The organism is Mycobacterium aquaticum (genome assembly GCF_002086485.1).
In the GTDB taxonomy this organism is placed as follows: Bacteria; Actinomycetota; Actinomycetes; order Mycobacteriales; family Mycobacteriaceae; genus Mycobacterium; species Mycobacterium aquaticum.
Map to the genome: position 1 here is coordinate 77701 of NZ_MVHF01000008.1, position 24356 is coordinate 102056.

The following is a 24356-nucleotide window of genomic DNA, read 5'->3' on the forward strand; positions in this document are numbered from 1 at the left end:
CGACGACACGCCGCATCGTCTTCGGCAGTTCGGTGCGCAGCGTGTCGTCGGGTGCATGACCGCGCCGGCGAGCGGCGGTCAGGTGACGGACTTGCCCGTCGCCGCCGTGAACCCGCTGCGATACCCGAACACCATGGCGGGCCCGAGGGTGCCGCCTGCGCCTCCGTATGCCTTGCCCGTCACGCCGGCCATCGCGTTACCCGCGGCGAACAGGCCTGGGATCGGTGATCCGCTGACATGCAGCACACGCCCGTCCCGGTCAGTGCGGGGGCCGCCTTTGGTGCCCATCGCGCCGACCGTGACCGGCACCGCGTAGTACGGGGCGGTGTCGATCGGGCCGAGGGTCTGACCGGCAGGTGTCGCCGCCGAGGTGTCACCCCAGTAACCGTCGTAGGCGCTGGAGCCGCGGCCGAAATCCGGGTCGATCTCGCGCGCGACGTTCTCGTTCCAGGCCCGCAGGGTGGCGGCCAGGCCGTCAGGGTCGATGCCGGTCTTGGCGCCCAGCTCGGCCAGATCGGCTGACGGCGAAAACCATTCGGGCACAGCCTCGCCCGGGGGGACACCCAGGAATCCGTAGCGGTCCAGGTGGATCGAGTCGAAGACGATCCAGCCGGGATCGTTGGCGTATCCGGTTTTCGGATCGAGGTACTGGAACGGCCCTGCCATCGAGTTGTATTCGCCTGCCTCGTTGAGGAACCGCTTGCCCGCCCGGTTGACGATGATGCTGCGCGGCCGCGTGCGTTCCAGCCGCACGCTGCGGCTACGGGGGTGACCGTCGATGGTGTCGCCGGGAATCTGCACGACCGGCACCCACCAGGCTTCGCCCATGTTCGCCAGGTCCGCGCCGTGCGCCATTGCCATCCGCAGCCCGTCGCCGGTGTTGTTCGGTGGGGACACCGGACCGTGCATCGGCCCCCGCAGGTAAGCCTCCACAAGCCTCGGGTCCCATTCGAACCCGCCCGTGGCCAGCACCACGCCGCCCCGCGCCCGGACGCGAATGTCGGTGCCATCCACGCTGACCCGGACTCCGGTGATTTCTGTGGAGTCGCCGATCAGCTCGACCGCGCGGGCACCGGTGACCGGCTGCACCCCCAATTCGACCAGGCCGCGCAACAGGCCTGCGATCAACGCGGTACCCGCCACGCACAAGTCGGCACCGGGGTCGTCGTACGCGGCGTGGATGCGCGCGCGGGTCTCGGCGTCGATGCCCACGTTGCTGAAATCCGCTGGGAAGGAGGTGATCCGGTCAGCCCAAGGCCCCAGCCGCGCGAGGTCGACGGGTCCCGCGCTCAGCGAGCGTCCGCCGCCGGGTCGCCCGCCTGGCAGCTCCGGTTTGTAATCGGGAAAGCCCTCGGCGACGGCGAACCGCAGTTCGCTGTGTTCCTCGACGAAATCGAGCATGCCGGCGCCCGTGCGTACGAAGGTCTCGACCAGCTCGTCGTCCATGTAGCCCAGCGCCTGGGCGTGCAGGTACGCGAGTGCGTCGGTCACCGGAAGCGGACCGTCGGGGCAGCGGTCGTGCGCGGGGATCCAGACGATCCCACCCGATACGGCCGTCGTTCCGCCCACGGTGGCGGCCTTTTCGTAGACGGCGACTGTGGCGCCGTTGACGGCGGCGGTCAGTGCTGCGGTCAAACCGGCCCCTCCGCTGCCCAACACCACAACATCGACGTCGTCGTCCCAATCTGTCATCGGTGCATGGCCTTTCAGTGCAGGATTGCGGACAGTTCGTGTGCGGCGCGCACCACCGCATCCTTGCCGCCGAGGACGACGTCCTCGCGGTGCGAGATCAGGTTGATGCAGGTGGGTGGTGACGGCGCCCGCCTGCGGACCGGCACTGCCAATCCGAAGGTGTTCGGCTCGATCTCGCCGTGGGTGATCACCCAGCCTCGTTCGCGGGTCTGGCGAACCAGATCACGTTCCCCAGGACGCGGTGCCATGCTCGCCAGCAACGCCACGCCGGCTGCACCCCGGTCCAGCGGATGTCGGCTGCCCTCGTGGAAGGAGAGTTGGTAGAACACCTGATTCGGCGTGAGTACCGCGACCGCCACCTGCTGGTCACCTTCGGCGACCAGGAGCGACACTGTGGTGCCGAGTTCGTCGGCCAACGCACGCAGCGTCGGTACGCACAGTTGCCGCAGGTTGTTGTCGAACGACGAGCCGAGCACCGCAAGCGCCGCCGCGGGGCGGTATCTGCCATCGTCTCCCTTTGCAACATAACGGAATTGGCTCAACGTCGCCAGCAGTCGGTAGGCAATGGTGCGGTGGGCGCCGAGGTGGTCGGCGACCTGTTGCACGGTGAGTCCGGTGGGGGCGTTGGCGATCGCCTGCAGTGCATTGAGACCTCGGGCGAGGGTCTGTGATCCGGGGACGCCGTTGGGTACGCCGTCGGTCCTCGGGTGGGTGACCCGGTTCGGCATCGCGCCCCTCCTTGACAGAGATCTCGACGAGAGTAATGCTCTGATAATAATGCACGATCATGTGCGATATCTGAGCAAAGTGCTTACGAAAATGGAGAACGATATTCTCATCGGCTCCAGAGAGGGGATCATGACGAGCACTGCTGCGGTGCCGGTCACCCGCCCCACGGAGTTCGAGAGTGTGTGGAGCGATCTCCAGGGGGTCGCGTTCTCCCAGGGCTATCTCGACGTAGCGGGCGTGCGGACGCGCTACCTGCATGCTGGGGACGAGTCACTGCCCGCACTGGTCCTGCTGCACGGGTCGGGTGGGCACGCCGAGGCTTACGTGCGCAACCTCGCGTCGCACGCCGAGCGCTTCTCGACCTGGTCGATCGACATGCTCGGGCACGGCTACACCGACAAACCCGGTCATCCGCTCGAGGTGGCGCACTATGTCGAGCATCTGATCGGCTTCCTCGACACCATTGGCGCACAGCGAGCCCACATCTCGGGCGAATCGCTCGGTGGCTGGGTCGCGGCCCGCACAGCCGTCGACCACCCCGACCGCGTCGACCGGTTGGTGCTCAATACCGCAGGCGGTTCACAAGCCGACCCGGACGTGATGAAGCGCATCATCACCCTGTCCATGGCGGCCGCCGAGAATCCCACCTGGGAGACGGTGCAGGCCCGCATCAAGTGGCTGATGGCCGACAAGACCAAGGATTACAGCGACATCGTGGCCAGTCGCCAGCGCATCTACCGGCAGCCGGGCTTCGTCGCGGCGATGAGCGACATCATGGCGCTGCAGGATCCCGACATCAGGGCCCGAAACATCCTGGGGCCCCGCGAATACGGTTCGATCACCGCGCGGACGCTGGTGGTGTGGACCAGTGACGATCCGACGGCCGACGTCGCCGAGGGGCGCCGCATCGCCGGCATGATCCCGGGTGCCCGCTTCGAGGTGATGCAGGGTTGCGGACACTGGCCACAGTATGAGGATCCGGACACGTTCAACCGGCTGCACCTGGACTTCCTGCTGAAGGGCTAGCCGTGACCGAACTCGCGAACCACTACGACGTCGTGATCGTCGGTGCCGGTCCCGTCGGCCTGACCCTGGCGAACATCCTTGGTCTGCAAGGGGTTCAGACGCTCGTCGTCGAAGAACGCGACACCCTGATCGACTATCCACGCGGGGTCGGACTGGACGACGAATCACTGCGCACGTTTCAGTCGATCGGCCTGGTCGAGGCGATCCTGCCGCACACGGTGCCCAACCAGATCCTGCGGTTCTACGACGGCAATCGTCGGCTGCTGGCCGAAATGTCGCCTGCCGACGCCCGATTCGGGTGGCCGAAGCGCAACGGCTTCGTGCAGCCACTGGTCGACGCGCAGCTGCTGGCCGGCCTTGACCGCTTCGACCATGTCCAGGTGGCGTGGGGGCTCCGGATGGATTCGGCCGCCCAGACCGACGACGGCGTGACCGTGGACCTCGGCCTCGACGCTGTGCAGGCGAAGTACCTGGTCGGGTGCGACGGCGGACGCAGCGCCACCAGGCATCTCATGGGTGTGTCCTTCGACGGCACCACCTCGGCGACCCGCTGGGTCGTCATCGATCTCGCCAATGACCCACTGGGACATCCGAACAGCGAGGTGGGCGCCGACCCCGACCGCCCGTACGCCTCGATCTCGATCGCGCACGGCATCCGCCGCTTCGAGTTCATGATCCATGCCGACGAAACCGACGAGCAGGCCGAAGATCCCGCGTTCATGGCATGGCTACTGGCGCCGTTCGTCCCGCATCCCGAGCAGGTCGACGTGATCCGCCGGCGCGTCTACACACACCATTCCCGCATCGCCGGTGCGTTCCGGGCCGGGCGGATGCTGCTCGCCGGGGACGCCGCCCACCTCATGCCGGTATGGCAGGGGCAGGGCTACAACAGCGGTATCCGCGACGCGGCCAACCTCGGCTGGAAGCTGGCCGCGGTGGTCAACGGGCAGGCCGCTGATCCGCTGCTCGACAGCTACGACATCGAACGGCGCAAGCACGCGCGGGCCATGATCGACCTGTCCACCACGGTGGGTCGGGTCATCTCGCCCACCAACCGACGTGTCGCCGCGGTACGGGACCGGCTCATCCGCAGTGCCTCGGTGGTGCCCGCACTCAAACGCTACGTGCTGGAGATGCGGTTCAAGCCGATGCCGCGATATGACCAGGGTGCGATCCACCATCCGAAGCCACCGAGCCCGACCTCCCCGGTGGGCACTCTGTTCATCCAGCCGCGGGTCGACACCCGCGAGCAGTGCGATGTGCTGCTCGACGAGGTCATCGGGCCGGGGTTCGCGGTGCTGTGCTGGAACAACGATCCGCGGGCGGTGCTCGGGTCGGACGCCGTCAGCCAGTGGAAGACGCTGGGCGCCAGCTTCATTGCCGCGCGGCCTCAGACCCAGCTGCACTGGGACGCCGACGATGAACCGGCCGACCCCGACGTCGTCATCGTCGGCGACCGCACCGGGGCGCTCAAGGCGTGGTTCGACGGGCACGCGGAGTCGGTGCTGGTGATCCGCCCCGACCGCTGTATCGCGGGAGCCGACATCGCCCAGCGTGCACCGGAACTGAGCGCTGCCCTGTTCGAGGTCTTGCACGTGACCCGGAAGGGAGGTGACGATGCCGATAGCGCTGTGCTGTATGTCCCACAGCCCGCTGCTGAATCTTCCGGGGCCGTCGCGGGAACTGCTTGACGACATCGCCTCCGGGCTCGACGCAGCCCGCGCGTTCGTCGCCGACTTCGACCCGCAACTGGTCGTCACCTTCTCGCCCGACCACTACAACGGCTTCTTCTACCGGCTGATGCCGCCGTTCTGCATCGGCACCGCCGCGGCCGGTGTCGGTGACTACGGAACCCATGAGGGCCCGCTCGACGTCGCCGCGGACATCGCCGAGGCGTGCGCCCAGGCCTGCTGGGACGCCGGTGTCGACGTTGCCATCTCGTCGAGCATGGACGTCGATCACGGCACGGTGCAGCCGTTGCAGGAGCTGTTCGGCGCTGCGACCGCGCGCCCGGTGGTGCCGATCTTCATCAATTCGGTGGCCACCCCGCTGGGCCCGTTGGCTCGCACCCGGGCGCTCGGCGCTGCCGTCGGTGCCTATCTCGCGACACTGGATCTACGCGTGCTGGTGCTGGGATCCGGTGGGCTGTCCCATGATCCACCGGTGCCGACGCTGGCGAGCGCGCTGCCCGCGGCGCGGGACCGAATCGTGCACGGGGTGCCGATGACGCCGGAGCAACGGCTGGCGCGGCAGGCCGCGGTGAGTCAGGCCGCTGCCGACTTCGCCCACGGGCAGAGCCCGCTGCGCCCGCTCAACCCGGAGTGGGATGGCAGTCTGCTGGACATCTTCGACACCGGTCGGCTCGCGGATCTGGACGTCTGGTCCAACACGTTCATCGCGACAGAGGGCGGCAACTCGGCGCACGAGATCCGCACCTGGGTGGCCGCGTTCGCGGCACTCGCGGCCGCCGGACCATATCGGACCGGCAACCACTTCTACCGGGCGGCACCGGAATTGATAGCAGGCTTCGCGATCAGGACGGCGGTACCCAGCGCATCATGACCTCAGAACAGTTCGACCACACCGTGGATCTGCTGGTGATCGGCTCCGGCGGGGGCGGCATGACCGCTGCGCTGACTGCCGACGCCTGCGGTCTCGACGCGCTCGTCGTCGAAAAGTCCTCCCAGTTCGGCGGATCCACCGCGCTCTCCGGCGGCGGCATCTGGGTGCCGGGGGCACCGGCGCAGCGCCGCGCCGGTTACGTGCCCTCTCCCGACGGCGTCTTCGAGTACCTCAAGCAGATCACTGAGGGAGCCGTCAGCGACGCCCGGTTGCGTCAGTACGTGACCGCGGCACCCGCGATGATGGACTTCTTGGAGCGCACCAGCGAGTGGTTCGAATTCGTCTGGAAGCCCGGGTATGCCGACTATTACCCGGAGCTGCCGGGCGGGTCGGCGCAGGGCAGCACCATCAACGTGCCCGCCATCGACCTGCGCAAGCTCGGCGACGAGGAACGCCACCTGCTCACGCCGCTGGCGCTGGCACCCAAAGGGATCTGGTTCGCCCCCAAGGACCTTCGGCTGTTCTATCAGATCCGGCAGAACTGGCGCGGCAAGGCCGTGCTGGTGAAGCTGATCTGGCGGATGTTCCGCGCCCGCGTGTTCGGCGACCGGATGGCCGCCATCGGCCAGTCGCTGGCCGCCCGGATGCGCCTGGCCCTCACGGAGCACGACATACCGCTGTGGCTCGACGCGCCGATGACCGAACTGATCACCGGCGACGATGGGACGGTGCTCGGCGCGGTCGTGCAACGCGACGGGCAGCCGCTGCGGATCCGGGCCCGGCGCGGGGTGATCCTGGCCTCGGGCGGTTTCGATCACGACATGGCCTGGCGCAAAGAGCATCTGCCCGTCCTGGAGAAGGATTGGAGCTTCGGCAACCCCGCATCCACCGGCGACGGCATCAGGGCCGGGGAAAAAGTCGGTGCGGCAACCGATCTGCTCGACGAGGCCTGGTGGTTCCCAGCGATCTGCTGGCCCGACGGACGGCTGCAGTTCATGCTCAACGAACGGATGATGCCCGCGCAATTCGTCGTCAACGGCGAGGGCAGGCGATTCATCAACGAAGCCGCGCCGTACATGGATTTCGCGCACGCGATGATCGCGGGTCACCAAGGCGGCGTCACCCACATCCCGTGCTGGCTGGTCACCGACATCGACTCATTCCACCGCTACGTGGTGGCGGGGCACCTGCCGATCCCGAAGATCCCGTTCGCGCCGGTTCCCACCGGGCGCAAGGTGCCACGGGCCTGGCTGGATTCCGGTGTGGTGAAGCAGGCGCACAGTTGGGAGGAACTGGCCGACAAGATCGGTGTGCCCCGCGAGAATCTGCGGGCCACCGCCGAGCGGTTCAACCAGCTCGCACATGCCGGGCACGATGACGATTTCAACCGGGGTGACAGTGCCTACGACAACTACTACGGCGACCCGACGCTGCCCAACCCGAACCTGCGCCCACTCGGCAAGCCGCCGTACTACGCGTTCCAGATCATCCTCGGTGATCTGGGCACCTCCGGTGGATTGCGCACGGACGAGCACGCGCGGGTGCTACGGGCCGACGGCACGGTGATCGACGGCCTTTACGCGGTGGGCAACGTTTCGGCAGCGGTGATGGGCCGCAGTTACGCAGGGGCCGGGGCCACCATCGGTCCGGCCATGACGTTCGGCTACGTCGCGGCCAGGCATGCCGCCAGACACCCGGACGCCGCCGCCGAGATCACCGAAAACTCACTGCAGCAACGGATTTCCTAGGAGGAAGACGACACCATGAAGATCTCGCTGTTCTACGAATTCCCGCTGCCCCGGCCCTGGTCTGAGGATGACGAACATCAGCTGTTCCAGCACGGTCTGACCGAGGTCGAGGCCGCCGACAAGGCCGGGTTTTCCACGGTCTGGCTCACCGAGCACCACTTCCTGGAGGAGTACTGCCACTCGACCGCGCCGGAGATGTTCCTGGCCGCGGCCAGCCAGCGCACCAAGGACATCCGGCTCGGCTTCGGCGTCATGCACCTGCCGCCGCCAATCAACCACCCTGCCCGCATCGCCGAGCGGGTCGCCACGCTCGATCACCTGTCCAACGGGCGGGTCGAGTTCGGCACCGGCGAGGGGTCGTCGGTCGCCGAGCTCGGCGGCTTCGACATCGACCCTGCCGACAAGCGCACCATGTGGGAAGAAGCGCTCGAGGTGTCGATTCGCTGTATGACCGAGGCGCCGTTCACCGGCTTCAAGGGTGAACACGTAGAGATGCCGGCCCGCAATGTCATTCCCAAACCGCTGCAGAGCCCGCATCCACCGGTGTGGGTGGCCTGCACCCGCCCCTCGTCGGTGCAGATGGCCGCGCAGAAGGCCATCGGCGCACTGAGTTTCGCGTATACCGGACCCGAGGCGCTCAAGGAACGCGTGGCCGGGTACTACCGGGAATTCGAAGAGCAGGGTGCTCCGGTGACCCCGGCGATCAATCCCAACGTGCTCGCCATCGGCGGGGATCTGTCCATGATGGTCGCCCGCAGCGACGACGAGGCACTCAAGCGGCTCGGCATCGGTGGTGGCTTCTTCTCGTTCGGGATCATGCACTACTACCTCACCGGTATGCACACACCCGGGCGCACCAAGGTCTGGGAGCGTTACGAGCAGGCGGTCAAAGAAGATCCGACACTGGCATACGGGCCGGGCCGCGGTGCCATCGGCTCACCGGACACGGTGCGGGAGTTCCTGCGTGGCTATGAGGCCAGCGGGGTCGACGAAATCATCCTGCTGCTCAACCCCCGCAGCCATGAGGGCACGATGGAGTCCATCGAGATCATGGGCCGCGAGATCCTGCCGGAGTTCATCGAGCGGGACGCCAAAGCCGTTGCCGCCAAGGCCAAACGCCTCGAACCGGTGATCGAGAAGGTGGAATCCCGACGCCAACCTTCGGAGGCCCCGTTGTTCGACGAGACATACTCGTTCGGTGGTCTGCCGACCGGCCGCGGCGGCAAGTTCACCGCGGGCGAGATCCCTGAGGCCATGGCCGAGATCAACGAAGGCCGGGTCAAGGCGGCTCAGGCGGAGAAGGCTGCCCACGAAGCGGCAAGCTGAACACCGACATGTGGCGCTATGACGGCCGCCGCGTCGTCGTCACCGGATGCGCATCGGGTATCGGCGCCTGTCTCGCGGCGCAGTTGACCGAGCTGGGAGCACACGTCACGGGCCTGGATCTGCGTAAGCCCGAACACCTTCCGGCACGGTTCGTCGAAGCCGATTTCGGCGATGCCGAATCCATCGATGCCGCGGTCGCTGCCGTCGACGGCCCCGTCGACGCGCTGTTCAACGTTGCCGGGGTGTCATCCGGGATCGGTAACCCGGTGCTGGTGGTCACCGTCAACTTCCTCGGCATGCGGCACTTCACCGAGGCGCTGTTGCCGAACATGCCCGACGGTGCGGCGATCGCCAACGTGTCGTCACTGGCGGCCGCCAACTACCTGGCGAACGCCGCGCAGACGGCGGGTCTGCTGGCGACCACGTCGATGGCCGACGGGATCGCTTGGTGCGAGGCACATCCGGACGCGCTGGCCGACGGCGGCTACCGGCTGTCGAAGGAGGCGATCATTCTCTACGGGATGACGCGCGCACTGCCGTTGGGAGACCGCGGTATCCGGATCAACTGCACGGGGCCGGGCGTCACCGACACGCCGATCCTGGAGCAGTTGCGCGGCGCGTACGGTCAGGACTATCTGGATGCGTTCCCCAAACGCCTGGGCCGGGTCTGCGGCCCGGACGAGCAGGCCTCGGTTCTGGCCTTCCTCAACAGCCAAGCGGCAAGCTACATTTCGGGGCAAGTCATCTGGGTCGACGGCGGAACCGTGGCCGGCAGGATCGCGGCAACCCTGGAAGGGGAGCACTAGTGGCCGACATGACCGATTTCCGCCGCGTCGCCGACGATGTTCGCAACTGGGGACGCTGGGGCGACGGTGACGAGCTCGGCACGCTGAACTTCATCACCGCCGACAAGATCGCCGAGGGCGCAGGCCTGGTCAAGCACGGCAGGGTCTTTCCGCTCGGTGTCGACTTCGGTTCGTCGGGCCCGCAGGGGGCATTCCATTTCCGGCAGAACCCCACGCACGTGATGACCATCGACGGCGGCGACACCGACACACTGCTGCAGTACGGGCCCAAATGGCTGCAGAACCCGGCGGCCGGTCAGCTGGCCGGCTACTTCGACGGCAACCCGATGCGGTTCAACGACGACCTGATCATCATGCCGCTGCAGGCCGCCACCCAGTGGGACGCGTTGTCGCACGTGTACTACGAGGATCAGCTCTACAACGGGTTTCCGGCGAAATCGGTGACGAGTGCCGGGGCCTTCCACTGTGGCATCGACAAGGTGGACGGCAAGGGCATCACCTCGCGTGGAGTGCTGCTGGACATCGTGCGGTTGCGCGGCGCCGACACGTACTGTCCGCTGGGCGACCCGATCACGCCCGGCGAACTCGACGACGCGGCCCGCTGCCAGGGCGTCGAGGTGCGACGCGGTGACATCGTCCTGGTCCGAACCGGTTGGTGGGCCCGGTTTTTGCAGACCGGCGACGGGGCCGAACCGGGGGCCGGGCTGGATTGGACGTGCGCCTCGTGGTTGCACGACCACGAGGTGGCCGCGGTGGCCGCCGACAACCTGATGGTGGAGAACCCCGCGTCCGGCGTCGACGGCGCGTTCCTACCGATGCACATGCTGTGCCTGCGCGACATGGGTCTCATGCTCGGCGAGTACTGGGACCTGACCGCCCTGGCCGCTGACTGCGCCGCCGACGGGGTGTACGAATTCCAACTCATCGCGCCACCGCTGCGCGTCACCGGAGCCGTCGGTTCTCCGGTGAATCCCATTGCGATCAAATGAGGAGAGCATGACGTCGACCGAGAGAATCCCGTTCGTCGTAGGTCTCGGCGGCACGTTGCGCGCCCGGTCGTCGACTGAACGCGCATTGCGGTACTGCCTGGAATCGGCGCAGCGCCAAGGCGGTGAGGTGCGCATGTTCGCGGGCCCCGACCTGGAACTGCCCATGTACGAGCCGCAGTCCCTGGCCCGCACGCCCGCTGCACTGGAACTCGTGAAGGCGCTGCGCGACGCCGACGCCGTGGTGGTGGCATCGCCGGGCTACCACGGCGCCATCTCGGGCCTGGTGAAGAACGCGTTGGACTACATCGAAGACCTGCGCGAGGATCCCCGGGTCTATCTGGACAACACCCCGTGGGGTTGCATCAGCTGCGCGTACGGCTGGCAGGCCGCGGTCGGCACGCTGGGGCAGCTGCGGTCCGTCGGGCACGCCTTACGCGCCTGGCCGACGCCGCTCGGCGTGGCGATCAACTCCGCCGAGCAGATCTGGTCCGGCAGTGGGGAACTGGCCGATGGTCCGGTGCGCGATCAGCTCGACCTGCTGGCCGGCCAGCTGCTGAGCTTCGCTGTTTCCGGCGCGGGGGCCCGATGACCTACCGGCGACGCAGCATCGAGATCGACGGGCTCACCACCAGCTATCTGGAGGCGGGCAGTGGCGATCCGGTGGTGCTGCTGCACGGTGGTGAGTTCGGCGCAGGTGCCGAACTGGCTTGGGAACACACCATTGCCGCCTTGGCCGAGAACTACCGCGTGCTGGCGCCGGACATGCTGGGATTCGGGCAGAGCGCCAAGGTAGTCGACTTCATCGACGGGCGCGGCATGCGGATTCGGCACATCGCCCGGTTCTGCGCCGAATTGGGTGTGGAATGCGCGCATTTCGTGGGCAACTCGATGGGAGCCGTCAATCTGTTGGCGGATCTGACCTCGACCGCACCCAAGCTGCCGGTGCGATCGCTCGTGGCGATCTGCGGGGGCGGGGACATCCAGCGCAACGAGCACAGCGCGGCGCTCTACGACTACGACGCCACGCTCGACGGCATGCGCCGCATCGTCACTGCGTTGTTCGCCGACCCCGGCTATCCGGCCGACGTGGCGTATGTGCGGCGACGGTATGACGCGAGCATCGCACCCGGGGCCTGGGAAGCATTGGCGGCGGCGCGGTTTCGCCGCCCGGGTCTCGAACCGCCAGCGCCGCCGTCGTCGCTGCGGGCCTACGATCGCATCGGCGTCCCGACGCTCGTCGTGGAAGGTGCCCGCGACAAGCTGCTCCCCGCGGGCTGGGCTGCCGCGATCGCCGGCCACATCGGCGGGGCATGCAGCACCGTGATACCCGAAGCGGGGCACTGCCCGCAGATCGAGCAGCCCGCGGCACTCAACGCGGTGCTGGTGGACTTCTTGAAAGAGGTGTGATGAACGAGCTGGCGGGTAAGGTCGCGGTGATCACCGGCGGTGCAGCAGGACTCGGCGAAGGCCTGGCACGGCGCTTCGCCGGGGAAGGCGCGCAGGTGATGATCGGGGACGTGGAGAAGAACCGCGGTGCTGGCCTCGCCGCCGAGCTGGGGGACACCGCGTCATTCCTGGCCACCGATGTGTCCGATCCCGAACAGGTCGGCGCGTTGATCGCCGCCGCGGTCGAGCGGTTCGGCGGCCTGGACGTCATGGTGAACAACGCAGGGGTGTCGGGCACCATGCACCGGCGGTTCATGGACGACGATCTGGCGGACTTCCACGACGTGATGGGGGTCAACGTGCTCGGCGTGATGGCCGGTACGCGTGACGCCGCCCGGCACATGTCTGCCCACGGCGGCGGCTCGATCATCAACCTGACGTCGATCGGCGGAATCCAGGCCGGTGGGGGTGTGATGACCTACCGGGCCTCCAAGGCCGCCGTCATCCAGTTCACCAAGTCCGCGGCGATCGAATTGGCGCACTATGAGATTCGGGTCAACGCCATCGCACCGGGCAATATCCGGACGGCCATCGTGGCGAAATCGGCTTCTGCCGAGGATCGGGAGCGAATCGAGCAATTCGAAGAGGGGATCCGGGCACAGATGCGCGCGGACCGTCCACTGAAGCGAGAGGGGACCGTCGACGACGTCGCGGAGGCGGCGTTGTACTTCGCGGGCGACCGCTCGCGTTATGTGACCGGCACGGTGTTGCCCATCGACGGCGGCACGGTAGCGGGCAAGGTCATCGTCCGCAACGAAAAGCCCTAGCGCCGAGACGACGGTTTGTGGCGAGGTAACGCGGTTATCGCGGCAGAAACCGTAGTGTCGGCGGGGCGGCCAATTTTAAATCAACTGCTTGACTTAGTGACAGAAACGGCGTTGACTGTAACGGTGACGACAGCCAGTCGGACGGCGCGGGCCGATCGGGTCAGCTCCACGCAGGAGGCCATCCTCAAAGCGGCCGAACGGCTTTACGCCGAGCATGGCGTATTCGCGGTGTCCAACCGTCAGGTCAGCGAAGCGGCGGGGCAGGGCAACAACGCTGCGGTCGGTTACCACTTCGGCACCAAGACCGATCTGGTCCGCGCCATCGAGCACAAGCACCGTGGCCCCATCGAGGAGCTTCGCGAACGGATGGTCGCGGAGCTCGGTGGTTCGGCCGATCTGCGGGACTGGGTCGATTGCCTGGTGCGTCCGCTCACCGATCATCTTGCCGCGCTGGGTAACCCGACCTGGTACGCGCGATTCGCCGCCCAAGTTATGACCGATCCGGCGTACCACGACATTATCGTCAGGGACGCCCTGAGCAGCGAGTCGCTGGTGGAGGTGATCGACGGCATGACGAACTGCCTGCCCGATCTACCCGGTGAGGTCCGCGCCGAACGCAACATCATGGCGCGAAACCTGTTGATGCACAGCTGCGCGGACCGCGAACGCGGCCTGGCCCAGGGGGCGAGCGTACCGCGGGCGTCGTGGTCGGACGCGGCCTCGGGGCTCGTCGATGCCATCGTCGGGCTGTGGCGGGCGCCGGTCACTCACGAAGGCTGAACCGCGTGAAAATCACTGTCGACCAAGATAAATGCGTTTCATCCGGACAGTGCGTGCTCAATGCCGCCGAACTGTTCGACCAGCGTGACGACGATGGCGTCGTCGTCCTGCTCCAAACCAGCCCCGGCCCCGAACGATTCGATGATGCGCGGCGGGCCGCGACGGCCTGCCCGGCCCTGGCCATCGCGATCGAGGAATGAGATCCCCTGCATGCCCGAAACCTTGACTGAAGTCGACATCCCCGACTACCCGATGGAGCGCGACGCACGGTGCCCGTTCGCACCGCCGCCGCAGATGCTGGGCAACGACAGCGGGCTCTCGCGGGTGCGGATCTGGGACGGCAGCACACCATGGCTCATCACCGGCCATGAGGAGGCCCGCGCACTCTTCGCCGATTCGCGGGTCAGCGTCGACGATCGTCGTGCAGGCTTCCCGCACTGGAACGAACACATGCTCTCCACCGTCGACAAGCGGCCGCGGTCCGTGTTCACCTCCGACGCCGAAGAGCACACCCGGTTCCGCCGCATGCTCTCCAAACCGTTCACCTTCCGTCGCGTCGAGGGGCTCCGGCCGGCGATCCAGAAGATCACCGACGAGTGCATCGACGCGATCCTCGCCGGACCACAGCCCGCCGATATCGTCACCACCCTCGCACTGCCGGTGCCGACCGTGGTGATCAGCGAAATGCTCGGTGTCCCTTACGAAGACCACGAGTTCTTCCAGCATCACGCCAACGTCGGCCTGGCCCGCTACTCGAGCGCCGAGGACGGCCAGAAGGGCGCGATGAGCCTGGCGCAGTACCTGATCAACCTGGTCGAGGCCAAGCAGAAGAACCCCGCCGAGGACGCGGTGTCGGATCTGGCGGAGCGGGTCAACGCCGGCGAGATCAGCGTGAAAGAGGCTGCGCAACTGGGGACCGGTCTGCTCATCGCCGGTCACGAGACCACCGCCAACATGATCGGCATCGGCGTGCTGGCGCTACTGGAGAACCCCGAGCAGGCAGACCTGTTGCGCAACACCGAGGATCCGAAGGTGATCGCCAACGCCGTCGAGGAGCTGATGCGCTATCTGTCGATCATCCAGAACGGTCAGCGGCGCGTCGCCATCGACGACATCGCGATCAGCGGCCAGACCATCCGTGCCGGTGAGGGCATCATCATCGACCTGGCCCCGTCGAACTGGGACGACAAGGCTTTTCCGCATCCGGACAAGCTGGACCTGAGCCGCGACGCCGGGCAGCAGCTGGGCTTCGGGTACGGACGCCATCAATGCGTGGGCCAACAGCTGGCCCGCGCCGAGTTGCAGATCGTCTTCCACACCCTGCTGCGCCGCATACCCACCCTGCGGCTGGCCATTCCGTTCGACGAGGTGCCCTTCAAGCACGACCGCCTCGCCTACGGCGTCTACGAACTTCCCGTCACCTGGTGACCCATGATCGGAGAACCCCATGTCTGCTCTGACTGCCACGCTCTATCCGTCGGAAGGCTTTGGCGCGCCGAAGAATCGGCGTGGTCACGCCGCGGAGGGCGGGGTGACCGGACTGCCCGAAGGCACCGAGGTCTTCTCGGCCGACAACCACATCTCGGTGGCCGACGACATCTTCTACGACCGTTTCCCCGACGAACTCAAGGGTGCGGCGCCGCGCATCTGGTATGAGGACGGCGCCTACATGGTCGGGATGAAGGGCAAGGCATGGACGGGTGGCGATTTCGGCCGCGTGCTCATGCAGTACGACGATCTGGCCGGCGCGGCGACCAACAACATCGACGCCCGGATCCGGGAACTCGGCGAGGACGGCATCGACAAAGAGCTGGCGTTCCCCAACGCTGTGCTCGCGCTGTTCCACTACCCGGACAAGGGCATCCGTGAGCGGGTGTTCCGCATCTACAACGAGCACATCGCCGATCTGCAGGAGCGGTCGAACGGCCATTTCTACGGTGTCGGGCTGATCAACTGGTGGGATCCGAAAGGCACCCGCAGCACGCTCGAGGAACTCAAGTCCTTGGGGCTCAGGACTTTCCTGCTGCCGCTGAATCCGGGTAAGGACGACGAGGGGAACATCTACGACTACGGCAGCACCGACATGGACGCGGTGTGGGACGAGATCGAGGCCTCCGGCGTGCCGGTCAGCCACCACATCGGCGAGACCCCACCCAAGACACCGTGCCAGAACAACAGCGTCGTGGTCGGCATGATGGTCAACGTCGACTCGTTTCGCGAGCAGTTCGCCAAGTACGTCTTCTCCGGCATCCTCGACCGGCATCCCACATTGAAAGTTGGTTGGTTCGAGGGCGGTATCGCATGGGTGCCGACGGCCCTGCAGGACGCCGAACACATGCTGGCCTCCTACCGGCACATGTTCAATCACGAACTGCAGCACGATATCCGGCACTACTGGGACCGCCACATGAGCGCGTCGTTCATGGTGGACCCGCTGGGGCTGCGGCTGATCGACGAGATCGGCGTCGACAACGTGATGTGGTCCAGCGACTACCCGCACAACGAGTCCACGTTCGGCTATTCGGAGAAATCGCTGAAGACCGTCGTCGACGCTGTCGGCCCGGACGCCGCCACCAAGATCGTCAGCACCAACATCCAGAAGTTCCTTGGGCTGCGTACGCGCGGATCAATCGGGGTCGAAGCATGACCACGTTCGCGACGTCCAACACGGCCGCGATCGACATTCCGGACGAGCCGGACTTCTCCCGGATGCGTCGAGAGGTGAGCGTGCGGTTGCGGGCAGCGATGCGCGAGCAGGGCATCGACGCGCTGATCCTGCTCGGCAACGGCAGTGTCGTCTACGCAACCGGTGCGAGCTGGCCGCTGCTCGATGCGGGCCTCTCGCACGTCGAGCGACCCGTCGCCATCGTGCTGGCTGATGACGAGTACCCCCATCTGTTCATGCCGGCCCGCGAGGGCGCGCCGCTGGAGACCGATCTGCCCGACGATCATCTGCACGGCCCGCTGTTCCTCGAATTCGACGAGGGCGTGGAGCATTTCGGCAAAGTGGTGGCCGAGCTGGTCCGGCCGGGTGCGACGGTGGCGGTCGACGAGCTGACCGGCGCGATGCGACGGGCGGCGGCCCGGCTGTTTCCGGGCGGTGCTCCGCTGGACGCCGCCTCGGTGGTGGGTGCGGCCAAGCTGGTCAAGACACCCGACCAGATGTCCGCGGTGCGACGGGCCTGCCGCATCACCGAGCAGGCCATGGTCGACGTTCAGAAGGCACTGGTGCCCGGTGTTCGGCAGATCGACCTGTCGGCGCAATTCGTCCGGCGCGCTTTTGAATTGGGTGCGACGGCGAACATGCTGGAGGCCATCTGGCAGGTCATGCCCTCCACCAAGGCCGAGGGCACCTGGACGACGCACGGCGATCTGGCGTTGCCGCTGTTGACCACCGAACGGGAGCTGGCCAAAGGCGACGTGCTGTGGACAGACGTGTCGATCACCTATGGTGGCTACTGCTCTGACTTCGGCCGCACCTGGGTGGTGGGGCAGGAGCCCACCACCCGCCAACACGATCAGTTCCACCAGTGGCGTGACATCCTCGGCGCGGTGTTGGCGGTGACGAAAGCCGGTGCCACGTCGGGAGATCTGGCCCGCGCGGCGATCAAGGCCGCGGGCGGTCGTAAACCCTGGCTGCCGCATTTCTACCTCGGTCACGGCATCGGCACCAATGCGGCCGAGATGCCGATGATCGGCACCGATCTGGGTGAGGCGTTCGACGACAATTTCGTGTTCCCCGCCGGCATGCTGCTCGTTCTGGAGCCGGTGATCTGGGAGGACGGCACCGGGGGCTATCGAAGCGAGGAGATCGTGGTGATTACCGAGGGCGGCTGGATGTCGCTGACCGACTACCCGTACGACCCCTACCTGTGAGCGCCGGCGCGCGCGCCGAGGGCCGCACCGAAATTGAGGCGGACCCATACAACCTGCGCTACGGGCGCCGCAGACGCGTTCTCGAGCAGATGGACTGCCACGACCTGGACGTCCTGGTACTCGGCAGGCAGGCCAACGTGCGGTATGTGACCGGGGCACCGCAGCTGTGGGTGGCAGGCACCCGGCCGTTCGGCCCGATCTGCACGCTGGTGCGGGCCACCGGGGCCATCCACCTCAACAGCACCTGGGACGAGGGTATGCCCGAGGAGATCGACCACGATCACCTCTACGGCCTGGCCTGGAACCCCATGACGCTCATCGGGGTACTGCAGGGCATCGCCGGCTGCGACACCGCCACACGGGTCGGAACCGACGCGTTGACACCGAATTTCGCCAAACTGCTGCCGATGGCGTTTCCCAACGCCGAGCTGGTCGATGGCGAGCAGGCCATGCGGACCGCCCGGCGCGTCAAGACGGCCGACGAGGTGGCGGCGCTGCGGGCGTCGGTACGTGTGGCCGAGGAGGGCTTGGCTTCGGCTGTGGCGGAACTGATTCCGGGTACCACCGAGCGAAACCTGGCCGGTGCGTTGATGGAAGCCGAGGCAGCCGGCGGCGTGAGCACACCCGCCACCCAGGATTCGGCATGGATCACCAGCAAGGACATCCCGTGGCGGCGAGCTGCCGGCGACGGTCGGCTGCGAGACGGCGATCTGGTGGTGATCTCCGCCGGGGTGCTCGCCGACGGCTACGTCGGCGAGGTGGCCCGGACGCTGCCGGTCGGGAAGGTGCCCGACGCGCGCCCGGTGCGTGCCCTCTATGCCCGCCGTGATGCGTTGTGGGACAAGCTCCTGACTGCCTGCCAGCCGGGCCGTCCGGCCAGTGCCCTGCTGGATGCCTATGACGCTGCGGGCGAGCCGGTGCCGCCGGCGCCGGTGGCACACGGGCTTGGTCTGGGTTTCGATCCGCCCGTCGTGTCACAGCACCTGCGTGCGACATCTGATGCGGAGATCCTCGCCGAGGGCATGGTGCTGGCGGTGACCGCACACGTGTGGCAGCGGGGGCTCGGTGCGGTGTTCAGCCGGGACGCGGTGCTGATCACCGCCGACGGTGCCGAGGTGCTCTCCACCAGCCCGTCCTGGAGTGAGGCCCGCGATGACTGACCGACCCAAGCCCGAGGAGATCATCCTCTACGAGAAGGATCCCACCACCAAGATCGCCACCATCACGTTCAACCGGCCGGACTATCTCAACGCGCCGACGTCGATGGCGCGGCTGCGTTATGCCGATGTGCTGCGCGCCGCCAACGCCGACAACGATGTCAAGGTCGTCATCATCCGCGGTGTCGGCGACAACCTGGGCAGCGGTGCGGATCTGCCGGAGTTCATGGAAGGCAATGACAATCCGGAGGCGCGACTTGCCGAGCTGCGCCTGGAGGATGACGGCGTCGGCGAGGTGACCTACCCACCGAAGGGCACCTTCCGCAACGGCGCCACCATCTCGGCCTGGTACGCCAACTCCCAGGCGGGCAACCGTGCGCTGCAGGATTTCAAGAAGATCAGCATCGTCGAGGCCAAGGGCTACTGCTATGGCTGGCATTTCTATCAGTGCGCCGACGCCGATCTGGTGATCTCCAGTGACGACGCGCTGTTCGGCCATCCGTCGTTTCGCTACCACGGCTGGGGTCCGCGAATGTGGACGTGGGTCCAGATGATGGGCCTGCGCAAGTTCCAGGAGATGGTCTTCACCGGCAGGCCGTTCACCGCCGCCGAGATGTACGACTGCAACTTCCTCAACAAGGTAGTGCCTCGCGACCGGTTGGAGGCCGAGACCGAGAAGTATGCGCGCGCCTGCGCACGGAACCGGCCGGTGGACACCGTCTTTCAGCAGAAGATGTTCTTCGAGATCTTCAAACAGCAGCAGGGCGAGTACATGGGCAGCCTGCTCAGCGCGTTCTTCGAGTCGATGGGCAACGGGGTGGCCAACGACAGCGACGACGACCTCGACATGTTCGAGTCGATCGATTCCGGATTGTCGGCCGCCGTCAACGACAACGACAGCAAGTTCCCGCCCGACTTCCGGCTGTCCAAGAAGAACCGCGACAAACCCGAATAGGCCTATGACTGCACCACTGTCCGGGTACACCGTCATCGATCTGTCCTCGGGGATCGCCGGTGGGTACTGCACGAAAATCCTGGCCGACGGCGGCGCCGACATCGTCAAAGTCGAAGCACCGCAGGGCGATCCGCTGCGCCGTTGGTCGGCATCGGGGGCATCGATCCCGCCGGACGCCGACGGCGCGCTGTTCGGCTTCCTCGCCGGCGGCAAGCGCAGCGTGGTGATCGATCCCGAACAGGATGCCGATCTCGAGCTGCTCGACCGGCTGCTTGCCTCCGCCGACGCGGTCGTATGGTCCCCGGAATCACCAGTGGCGCAACGCGTCGCACCCGAGGATCTGCACCGCCGGTATCGCCACTTGATCGTTACCACCATCACCGCGTTCGGGTTGGACGGTCCGTGGTGTGACGGGCCGGCCACCGAGTTCACCCTGCAGGCCTGGTCCGGCGGAGCGATCGGCATCGGACGCGGCTCACAGGACCGGGCGCCGGTCACCATCGGCGGCCAAGTGGGGGACTGGCTCGCCGGTGCCTACGCCGCGGCGATGACGCTGGCATTGCGGGTCCGCGCCTTGCGCGACGGGCACGGCGAGCTCATCGACCTGTCCATGCTCGAAGTCCAGATCCTCGGTCTCACCTACTATCCCGTGACCTATTTCGAGATGCTGGGCCACCCGTGGCGCACCGAACGGCGGCCGACCGTACCGGGTGTGGCCGAGGCCGCCGACGGGTTGGTCGCCCTCGGCTGCGGCACCGCACAGCAGTGGTGGGATCTGTGCGCGATGTCGGGTCACGACGAATGGATCGACGAGACCACCGAGCTGACCATCACCGAGCAGGCAAATCTGCATGCCGAGGAGCTGTACCGCTGGATCGGTGAACAACCTGCGGATGATCTCCGCGAGCTCGCCGCGGCGTTCCGGATCCCTACCTCACCGGTGGGCAACGGCGAAAACGTGGTCACCATGGACCATTTCGTCGCCCGCGGTTCGTTCACGACCAATCCGCGTGACGGATTCATCCAGCCCACACCGCCCTACCGGCTCACCGATTGCCCGTTGCGACCACCCGCGCCGGCACCGCGGCTGGGAGAGCACACCGAGGCCTACAGTGCTGCCGTGTCGACGGCGCGCCAAGTGCCTCCCGGGGATCCCGACGACAATCGGCTGCCGCTGGCCGGGCTGCGTGTGCTCGACATGACGACTTTCTGGGCAGGCCCGTCGTGCACACACGCGCTCGGCATGCTCGGCGCCGAGGTGATCCACCTGGAATCCACCGCGCGCCCGGACGGGACCAGGCTCATTGCCGGGATCCCCGCAACCGTCGAACAGTGGTGGGAACGTTCGCCGATCTTCAGCGCACTCAACACCAACAAGAAGTGCCTGACGCTGGATTTCCAGACCGACGAGGGCCGCGACATCTTGCGCCGTCTCATCGCGACCTGCGACGTGGTCGTGGAGAACTTCACCCCACGCGTCATCGACCAGATCGGTTTGGATTTCGAGGCCGTACGAGCACTGCGTGACGACATCATCATGGTCCGGATGCCGGGATTCGGCTTGGACGGGCCGTGGCGGGACAACCCGGCGTTCGCCTACATCATCGAAGATGCCACCGGATTGAGTTGGCTCACGGGGTTTCCCGACCGCACGCCCTACGAGCCGTACTCTGTGGGGGACCCCAACGCCGGTGTGCACGCGCTCAACGCACTGTTGCTGGCACTGGAACACCGACGCAGAACCGGTCAGGGCGTGTTGGTGGAGGCCGCGATGGCCGACGCAGCGCTCAACATCGCTGCCGAGCAGGTCATCGAGTATTCGGCTTACGGAACGCTGCTGCAGCGCGACGGCAATCGCGGTCCGACAGCCGCGCCGCAGAACCTGTATCGCACCGCTGAGGTGGACGAATTCGGCCGCGATGACAGTTGGGTGGCTGTGGCGGTGCAATCCGATGCGCAGTGGGAAGCGCTGCGGGACGCATTGGGCCGGCCCGACTGGGCGATGGCCACCGAGTTGATGATTGCCGCGGGCCGCCGTGCCGCACACGATCTCATCGACGAGCACCTTGGCGCCTGGTGTGCAACCCGCACCGGCGCCGAGGTCGTCGAAGCCTTCTGGAGTGCCGGGATTCCGGTGGCCAAGGTGATGCAGCCGCACCGGCAGGCCGAACTGCCGCAGCTGCGGCACCGGAGGTTCTTCGAGCAGGTGGGCCACCCGGTGAACATGCCGGCGCCGCACAGCACCCTTCCGGTCAACCTTGGCAGCGGTCCGATGGTCTTCCACCGCGAACCCGCGCCGCTGCTCGGTGAGCACAACCACGAAATCCTGGCGGCCCTGGGGCTGACCGACGCCGAGATCGCCGAACTGGCCGAAGCGGGTGTCATCGGCACCGCGCCCGGGGTCGGTCGTCGTCAGCGAAAAGCTGTGCGCTAACCCGCGAGCAGACGTAAAAGTCCGCGACACACCGCATTTCGCGGACCTTCACGTCTGCTCGCGCAGGGAAGGTGAGCTACTTCAGGCAGCTACCCGCGTCGACGGGCAGGGTCACGCCGGTGATGTAGCGCGCCTCGTCGGAGGCCAGGAACAGCACTGCGTTGCTGATGTCGACGGGTTCGACCCACGGGATGGGCAGCGTGTGGAACAGCTGGCAGATCGGCGCCATGTCGTCGGGGCCCGGGTTCTCCAGATCCGGCCGGAACATCTTGAAGGTGCCCTCGTTGTGCAGCATGGGTGTGGCGACATGGGTTGGGTGCACGGTGTTGACCCGAATGTTGTGCTGTCCCAACTCGACTGCGAAACCGCGCATGAGCCCGACCACACCGTGCTTGGCGGCCACGTAGTTACCGCACTGCGGGTAGGCCTTGAGCCCGCCGACCGAGCTGGTCAGGACGATCGAGCCGCCACGCCCGCCGGCGATGAGGTGGGGGACACCGGCTTTGACCGACTTCCAGGCTCCCGAGAGGTTGATGTCGATCATCTCGTCCCAGTCCAATTCGCTGGTCTGGTCCAGCGTGTCGCCACCATTGCCGATGCCGGCGTTGGCAACGATGATGTCGAGCCGGCCGAGCTGTTCGACACCGCTGTCGACGGCGGCCTTCACTGCGGCGGCATCGCGGATATCGACCTCGGCGGTGACGATGCGGCGGTTGAGACCTTTGACCAGATTGGCGGTTTCGGCCAGATCATCGGACGTGGAGGCCGGGATGGCGGTTTGGGCGCCGGGGCGGATCGGCCCGCAGATATCGATCGCGATGATGTCGGCGCCCTCCTGGGCCAACCGCACCGCGTGGCTGCGGCCCTGACCACGAGCCGCGCCGGTGACGAAAGCGACCTTGCCTTCCACCCGTCCGGTCATTGTGTACCTCAGTTCTGATCGTGGGGAATCATGCGTCTTCGGCGAATTTCTGTGCACCTGCTCAGCACTCTGTCACCGTGCGCGGATGGTGTCAACGACGGACTCATAATTGATAATTTCTACTCTTCGCTTGGAAGAATTTCGTTCTCGGCGCGGCGAGAAGACCCGCTTCAGCGGCTCGCGGCGCAGGGAGTCATCCCTGCAGGGGTCTGCGAGTTCGCGAGCATGGGCATCAATGGCGAACCGGATTGGACCACGTGCGTCGTCAGTCCCAAAGGGTGGTGCGGAGGCGCAACGAGAACGTAGTTCTCGCTATTCGGCGGCGAAGCCGTGGGCGCAGAAATCCCATACCTCATCGGCGGTGATCGGGTGGGGTGCGGCCTCGTCGGCACCTCCACTCGACTGCGCGACGAACATCACCGTCTGCATGGTCATCGCTGCCATCCGGCGAGGATTGATGCCCTTGCGCAACAACCCCGCCTCAGCGGCCTCTTCCATGAGTTCGGTGAGCAGAGTCAACAGCGGTGCGTGGGCAACCTTCACCTCAGACGGGTGCGATACCAGCAGACGCGGTGCGAAATCGGTGAACAACGGCCGCTTGGCGGCCGGGTCGGGTCGAGATGATTCGAACAGCAGCTGGATGGCTACCTTGAGCCGTTCCAGCGGATCGCCGTGACTGGCCGTGGCGGCGCGAATCTGGTCGGCCGAGCGGCTCAGCGCGTCCTCGAATAGTGCCAGCAGCAGTTCGTGCTTGCCGTCAAACTGCAGGTAGAAGCTTCGCAGCGACTGACGCGAGCGGTCGACGACCTCTTGCACCGTGAAGTCGGTGCTGCCCTTTTCGATGATGATCGCCTGCGCGGCATCGAGGAAGCGCTGAACGCGCTGCGCTGCTCGCAGCTTGGCGGTTTTGATCGACCGCTCGACCGCCCGTTGCTTCCAGGCGGGTTCATCGCCGGCGGTGGTCACCGGCGGCTGAGATGGGTGTCGAGTCGGGAGAACATGAATTGACTGTACCGGAGAACGCCTTGCCATTGTGGTGCCAGACCCCCTCGCGGCCAACGTGTCGGAGATTGTAACTTTCGTGCCGTGAGAATAGTATTCTCATCGAGGGAATTATAGAAGTGCTTCGGGAAGAAGGATG

Annotated in this window: 22 protein-coding genes; 18 read left to right on the top strand and 4 right to left on the bottom strand. The window is 66.5% G+C overall.

Annotated features, from left to right (window positions below; all coding sequences use genetic code 11):
• Positions 1 to 78 precede the first annotated feature (78 nt).
• On the bottom strand, positions 79 to 1692 hold the full coding sequence (locus BST13_RS10925; protein ID WP_083163580.1) for an FAD-dependent oxidoreductase: 1614 nt from the start codon (positions 1690 to 1692) through the stop codon (positions 79 to 81).
• A 14-nt stretch (positions 1693 to 1706) separates the two neighbouring features.
• Entirely contained in the window at positions 1707 to 2420 is a 714-nt protein-coding gene (locus tag BST13_RS10930) for an IclR family transcriptional regulator (protein ID WP_083163582.1), read from the bottom strand.
• A gap of 130 nt (positions 2421 to 2550) precedes the next feature.
• On the opposite strand from BST13_RS10930, the gene BST13_RS10935 reads away from it, so the two are divergent.
• The 18 genes from BST13_RS10935 to BST13_RS11020 all read left to right on the top strand — a co-directional run bounded on the left by BST13_RS10935 (position 2551) and on the right by BST13_RS11020 (position 22293).
• Entirely contained in the window at positions 2551 to 3447 is an 897-nt protein-coding gene (locus BST13_RS10935) for an alpha/beta fold hydrolase (protein WP_083163887.1), read from the top strand.
• 2 nt (positions 3448 to 3449) lie between these two features.
• A complete protein-coding gene (locus BST13_RS10940; protein WP_083163584.1) occupies positions 3450 to 5138 on the top strand; it encodes a bifunctional 3-(3-hydroxy-phenyl)propionate/3-hydroxycinnamic acid hydroxylase in 1689 nt (562 codons plus the stop codon).
• A complete protein-coding gene (locus tag BST13_RS10945; RefSeq protein WP_245839499.1) occupies positions 5086 to 6009 on the top strand; it encodes a 3-carboxyethylcatechol 2,3-dioxygenase in 924 nt (307 codons plus the stop codon). The genes BST13_RS10940 and BST13_RS10945 overlap by 53 nt, the downstream gene beginning before the upstream one ends.
• Positions 6006 to 7757 carry an FAD-binding protein gene (locus BST13_RS10950; protein WP_083163589.1) on the top strand — a complete coding sequence of 584 codons (1752 nt, stop codon included), beginning with the start codon at positions 6006 to 6008 and terminating at the stop codon, positions 7755 to 7757. Before BST13_RS10945 ends, BST13_RS10950 begins: the two co-directional genes overlap by 4 nt.
• 15 nt (positions 7758 to 7772) lie before the next feature.
• On the top strand, positions 7773 to 9083 hold the full coding sequence (locus BST13_RS10955; RefSeq protein WP_083163592.1) for an LLM class flavin-dependent oxidoreductase: 1311 nt from the start codon (positions 7773 to 7775) through the stop codon (positions 9081 to 9083).
• 8 nt (positions 9084 to 9091) lie between these two features.
• Positions 9092 to 9889, top strand: a complete 798-nt coding sequence (locus tag BST13_RS10960) for a coniferyl-alcohol dehydrogenase (protein WP_083163594.1) — start codon at positions 9092 to 9094, stop codon at positions 9887 to 9889.
• Positions 9890 to 9897: 8 nt separating this feature from the next.
• Positions 9898 to 10878 (top strand): cyclase family protein, encoded by a 981-nt coding sequence (locus tag BST13_RS10965; RefSeq protein ID WP_425437008.1) that lies wholly within the window; start codon positions 9898 to 9900, stop codon positions 10876 to 10878.
• Positions 10879 to 10885: 7 nt separating this feature from the next.
• Positions 10886 to 11467, top strand: coding sequence for an NADPH-dependent FMN reductase (locus BST13_RS10970; RefSeq protein WP_083163599.1), 582 nt, complete (start codon positions 10886 to 10888; stop codon positions 11465 to 11467).
• Entirely contained in the window at positions 11464 to 12285 is an 822-nt protein-coding gene (locus BST13_RS10975; RefSeq protein ID WP_083163602.1) for an alpha/beta fold hydrolase, read from the top strand. The genes BST13_RS10970 and BST13_RS10975 overlap by 4 nt, the downstream gene beginning before the upstream one ends.
• The gene (locus tag BST13_RS10980) at positions 12282 to 13091 is read left to right on the top strand and encodes an SDR family NAD(P)-dependent oxidoreductase (RefSeq protein ID WP_211296063.1); all 810 of its coding nucleotides are present in this window, start codon (positions 12282 to 12284) and stop codon (positions 13089 to 13091) included. Before BST13_RS10975 ends, BST13_RS10980 begins: the two co-directional genes overlap by 4 nt.
• Before the next feature lie 123 nt (positions 13092 to 13214).
• Entirely contained in the window at positions 13215 to 13871 is a 657-nt protein-coding gene (locus BST13_RS10985) for a TetR/AcrR family transcriptional regulator (protein WP_245839501.1), read from the top strand.
• A gap of 5 nt (positions 13872 to 13876) precedes the next feature.
• Entirely contained in the window at positions 13877 to 14071 is a 195-nt protein-coding gene (locus BST13_RS10990) for a ferredoxin (protein ID WP_083163606.1), read from the top strand.
• Between the two features lie 10 nt (positions 14072 to 14081).
• Entirely contained in the window at positions 14082 to 15299 is a 1218-nt protein-coding gene (locus tag BST13_RS10995; RefSeq protein ID WP_083163608.1) for a cytochrome P450, read from the top strand.
• A gap of 19 nt (positions 15300 to 15318) precedes the next feature.
• Positions 15319 to 16518, top strand: a complete 1200-nt coding sequence (locus BST13_RS11000; RefSeq protein WP_083163610.1) for an amidohydrolase family protein — start codon at positions 15319 to 15321, stop codon at positions 16516 to 16518.
• The gene (locus tag BST13_RS11005) at positions 16515 to 17747 is read left to right on the top strand and encodes a M24 family metallopeptidase (protein ID WP_083163612.1); all 1233 of its coding nucleotides are present in this window, start codon (positions 16515 to 16517) and stop codon (positions 17745 to 17747) included. The genes BST13_RS11000 and BST13_RS11005 overlap by 4 nt, the downstream gene beginning before the upstream one ends.
• Entirely contained in the window at positions 17744 to 18907 is a 1164-nt protein-coding gene (locus BST13_RS11010; RefSeq protein WP_245839504.1) for a M24 family metallopeptidase, read from the top strand. Before BST13_RS11005 ends, BST13_RS11010 begins: the two co-directional genes overlap by 4 nt.
• A complete protein-coding gene (locus tag BST13_RS11015) occupies positions 18900 to 19859 on the top strand; it encodes an enoyl-CoA hydratase/isomerase family protein (protein WP_083163891.1) in 960 nt (319 codons plus the stop codon). Before BST13_RS11010 ends, BST13_RS11015 begins: the two co-directional genes overlap by 8 nt.
• 4 nt (positions 19860 to 19863) lie before the next feature.
• Positions 19864 to 22293, top strand: a complete 2430-nt coding sequence (locus BST13_RS11020; RefSeq protein WP_083163614.1) for a CaiB/BaiF CoA transferase family protein — start codon at positions 19864 to 19866, stop codon at positions 22291 to 22293.
• Between the two features lie 76 nt (positions 22294 to 22369).
• On the opposite strand, the gene BST13_RS11025 is transcribed toward BST13_RS11020, so the two are convergent.
• Both BST13_RS11025 and BST13_RS11030 read right to left on the bottom strand, forming a co-directional pair.
• Positions 22370 to 23215, bottom strand: a complete 846-nt coding sequence (locus BST13_RS11025; protein WP_083163616.1) for a mycofactocin-coupled SDR family oxidoreductase — start codon at positions 23213 to 23215, stop codon at positions 22370 to 22372.
• 312 nt (positions 23216 to 23527) lie between these two features.
• The gene (locus BST13_RS11030) at positions 23528 to 24247 is read right to left on the bottom strand and encodes a TetR/AcrR family transcriptional regulator (RefSeq protein WP_083163618.1); all 720 of its coding nucleotides are present in this window, start codon (positions 24245 to 24247) and stop codon (positions 23528 to 23530) included.
• Between the last annotated feature and the right edge of the window lie 109 nt (positions 24248 to 24356).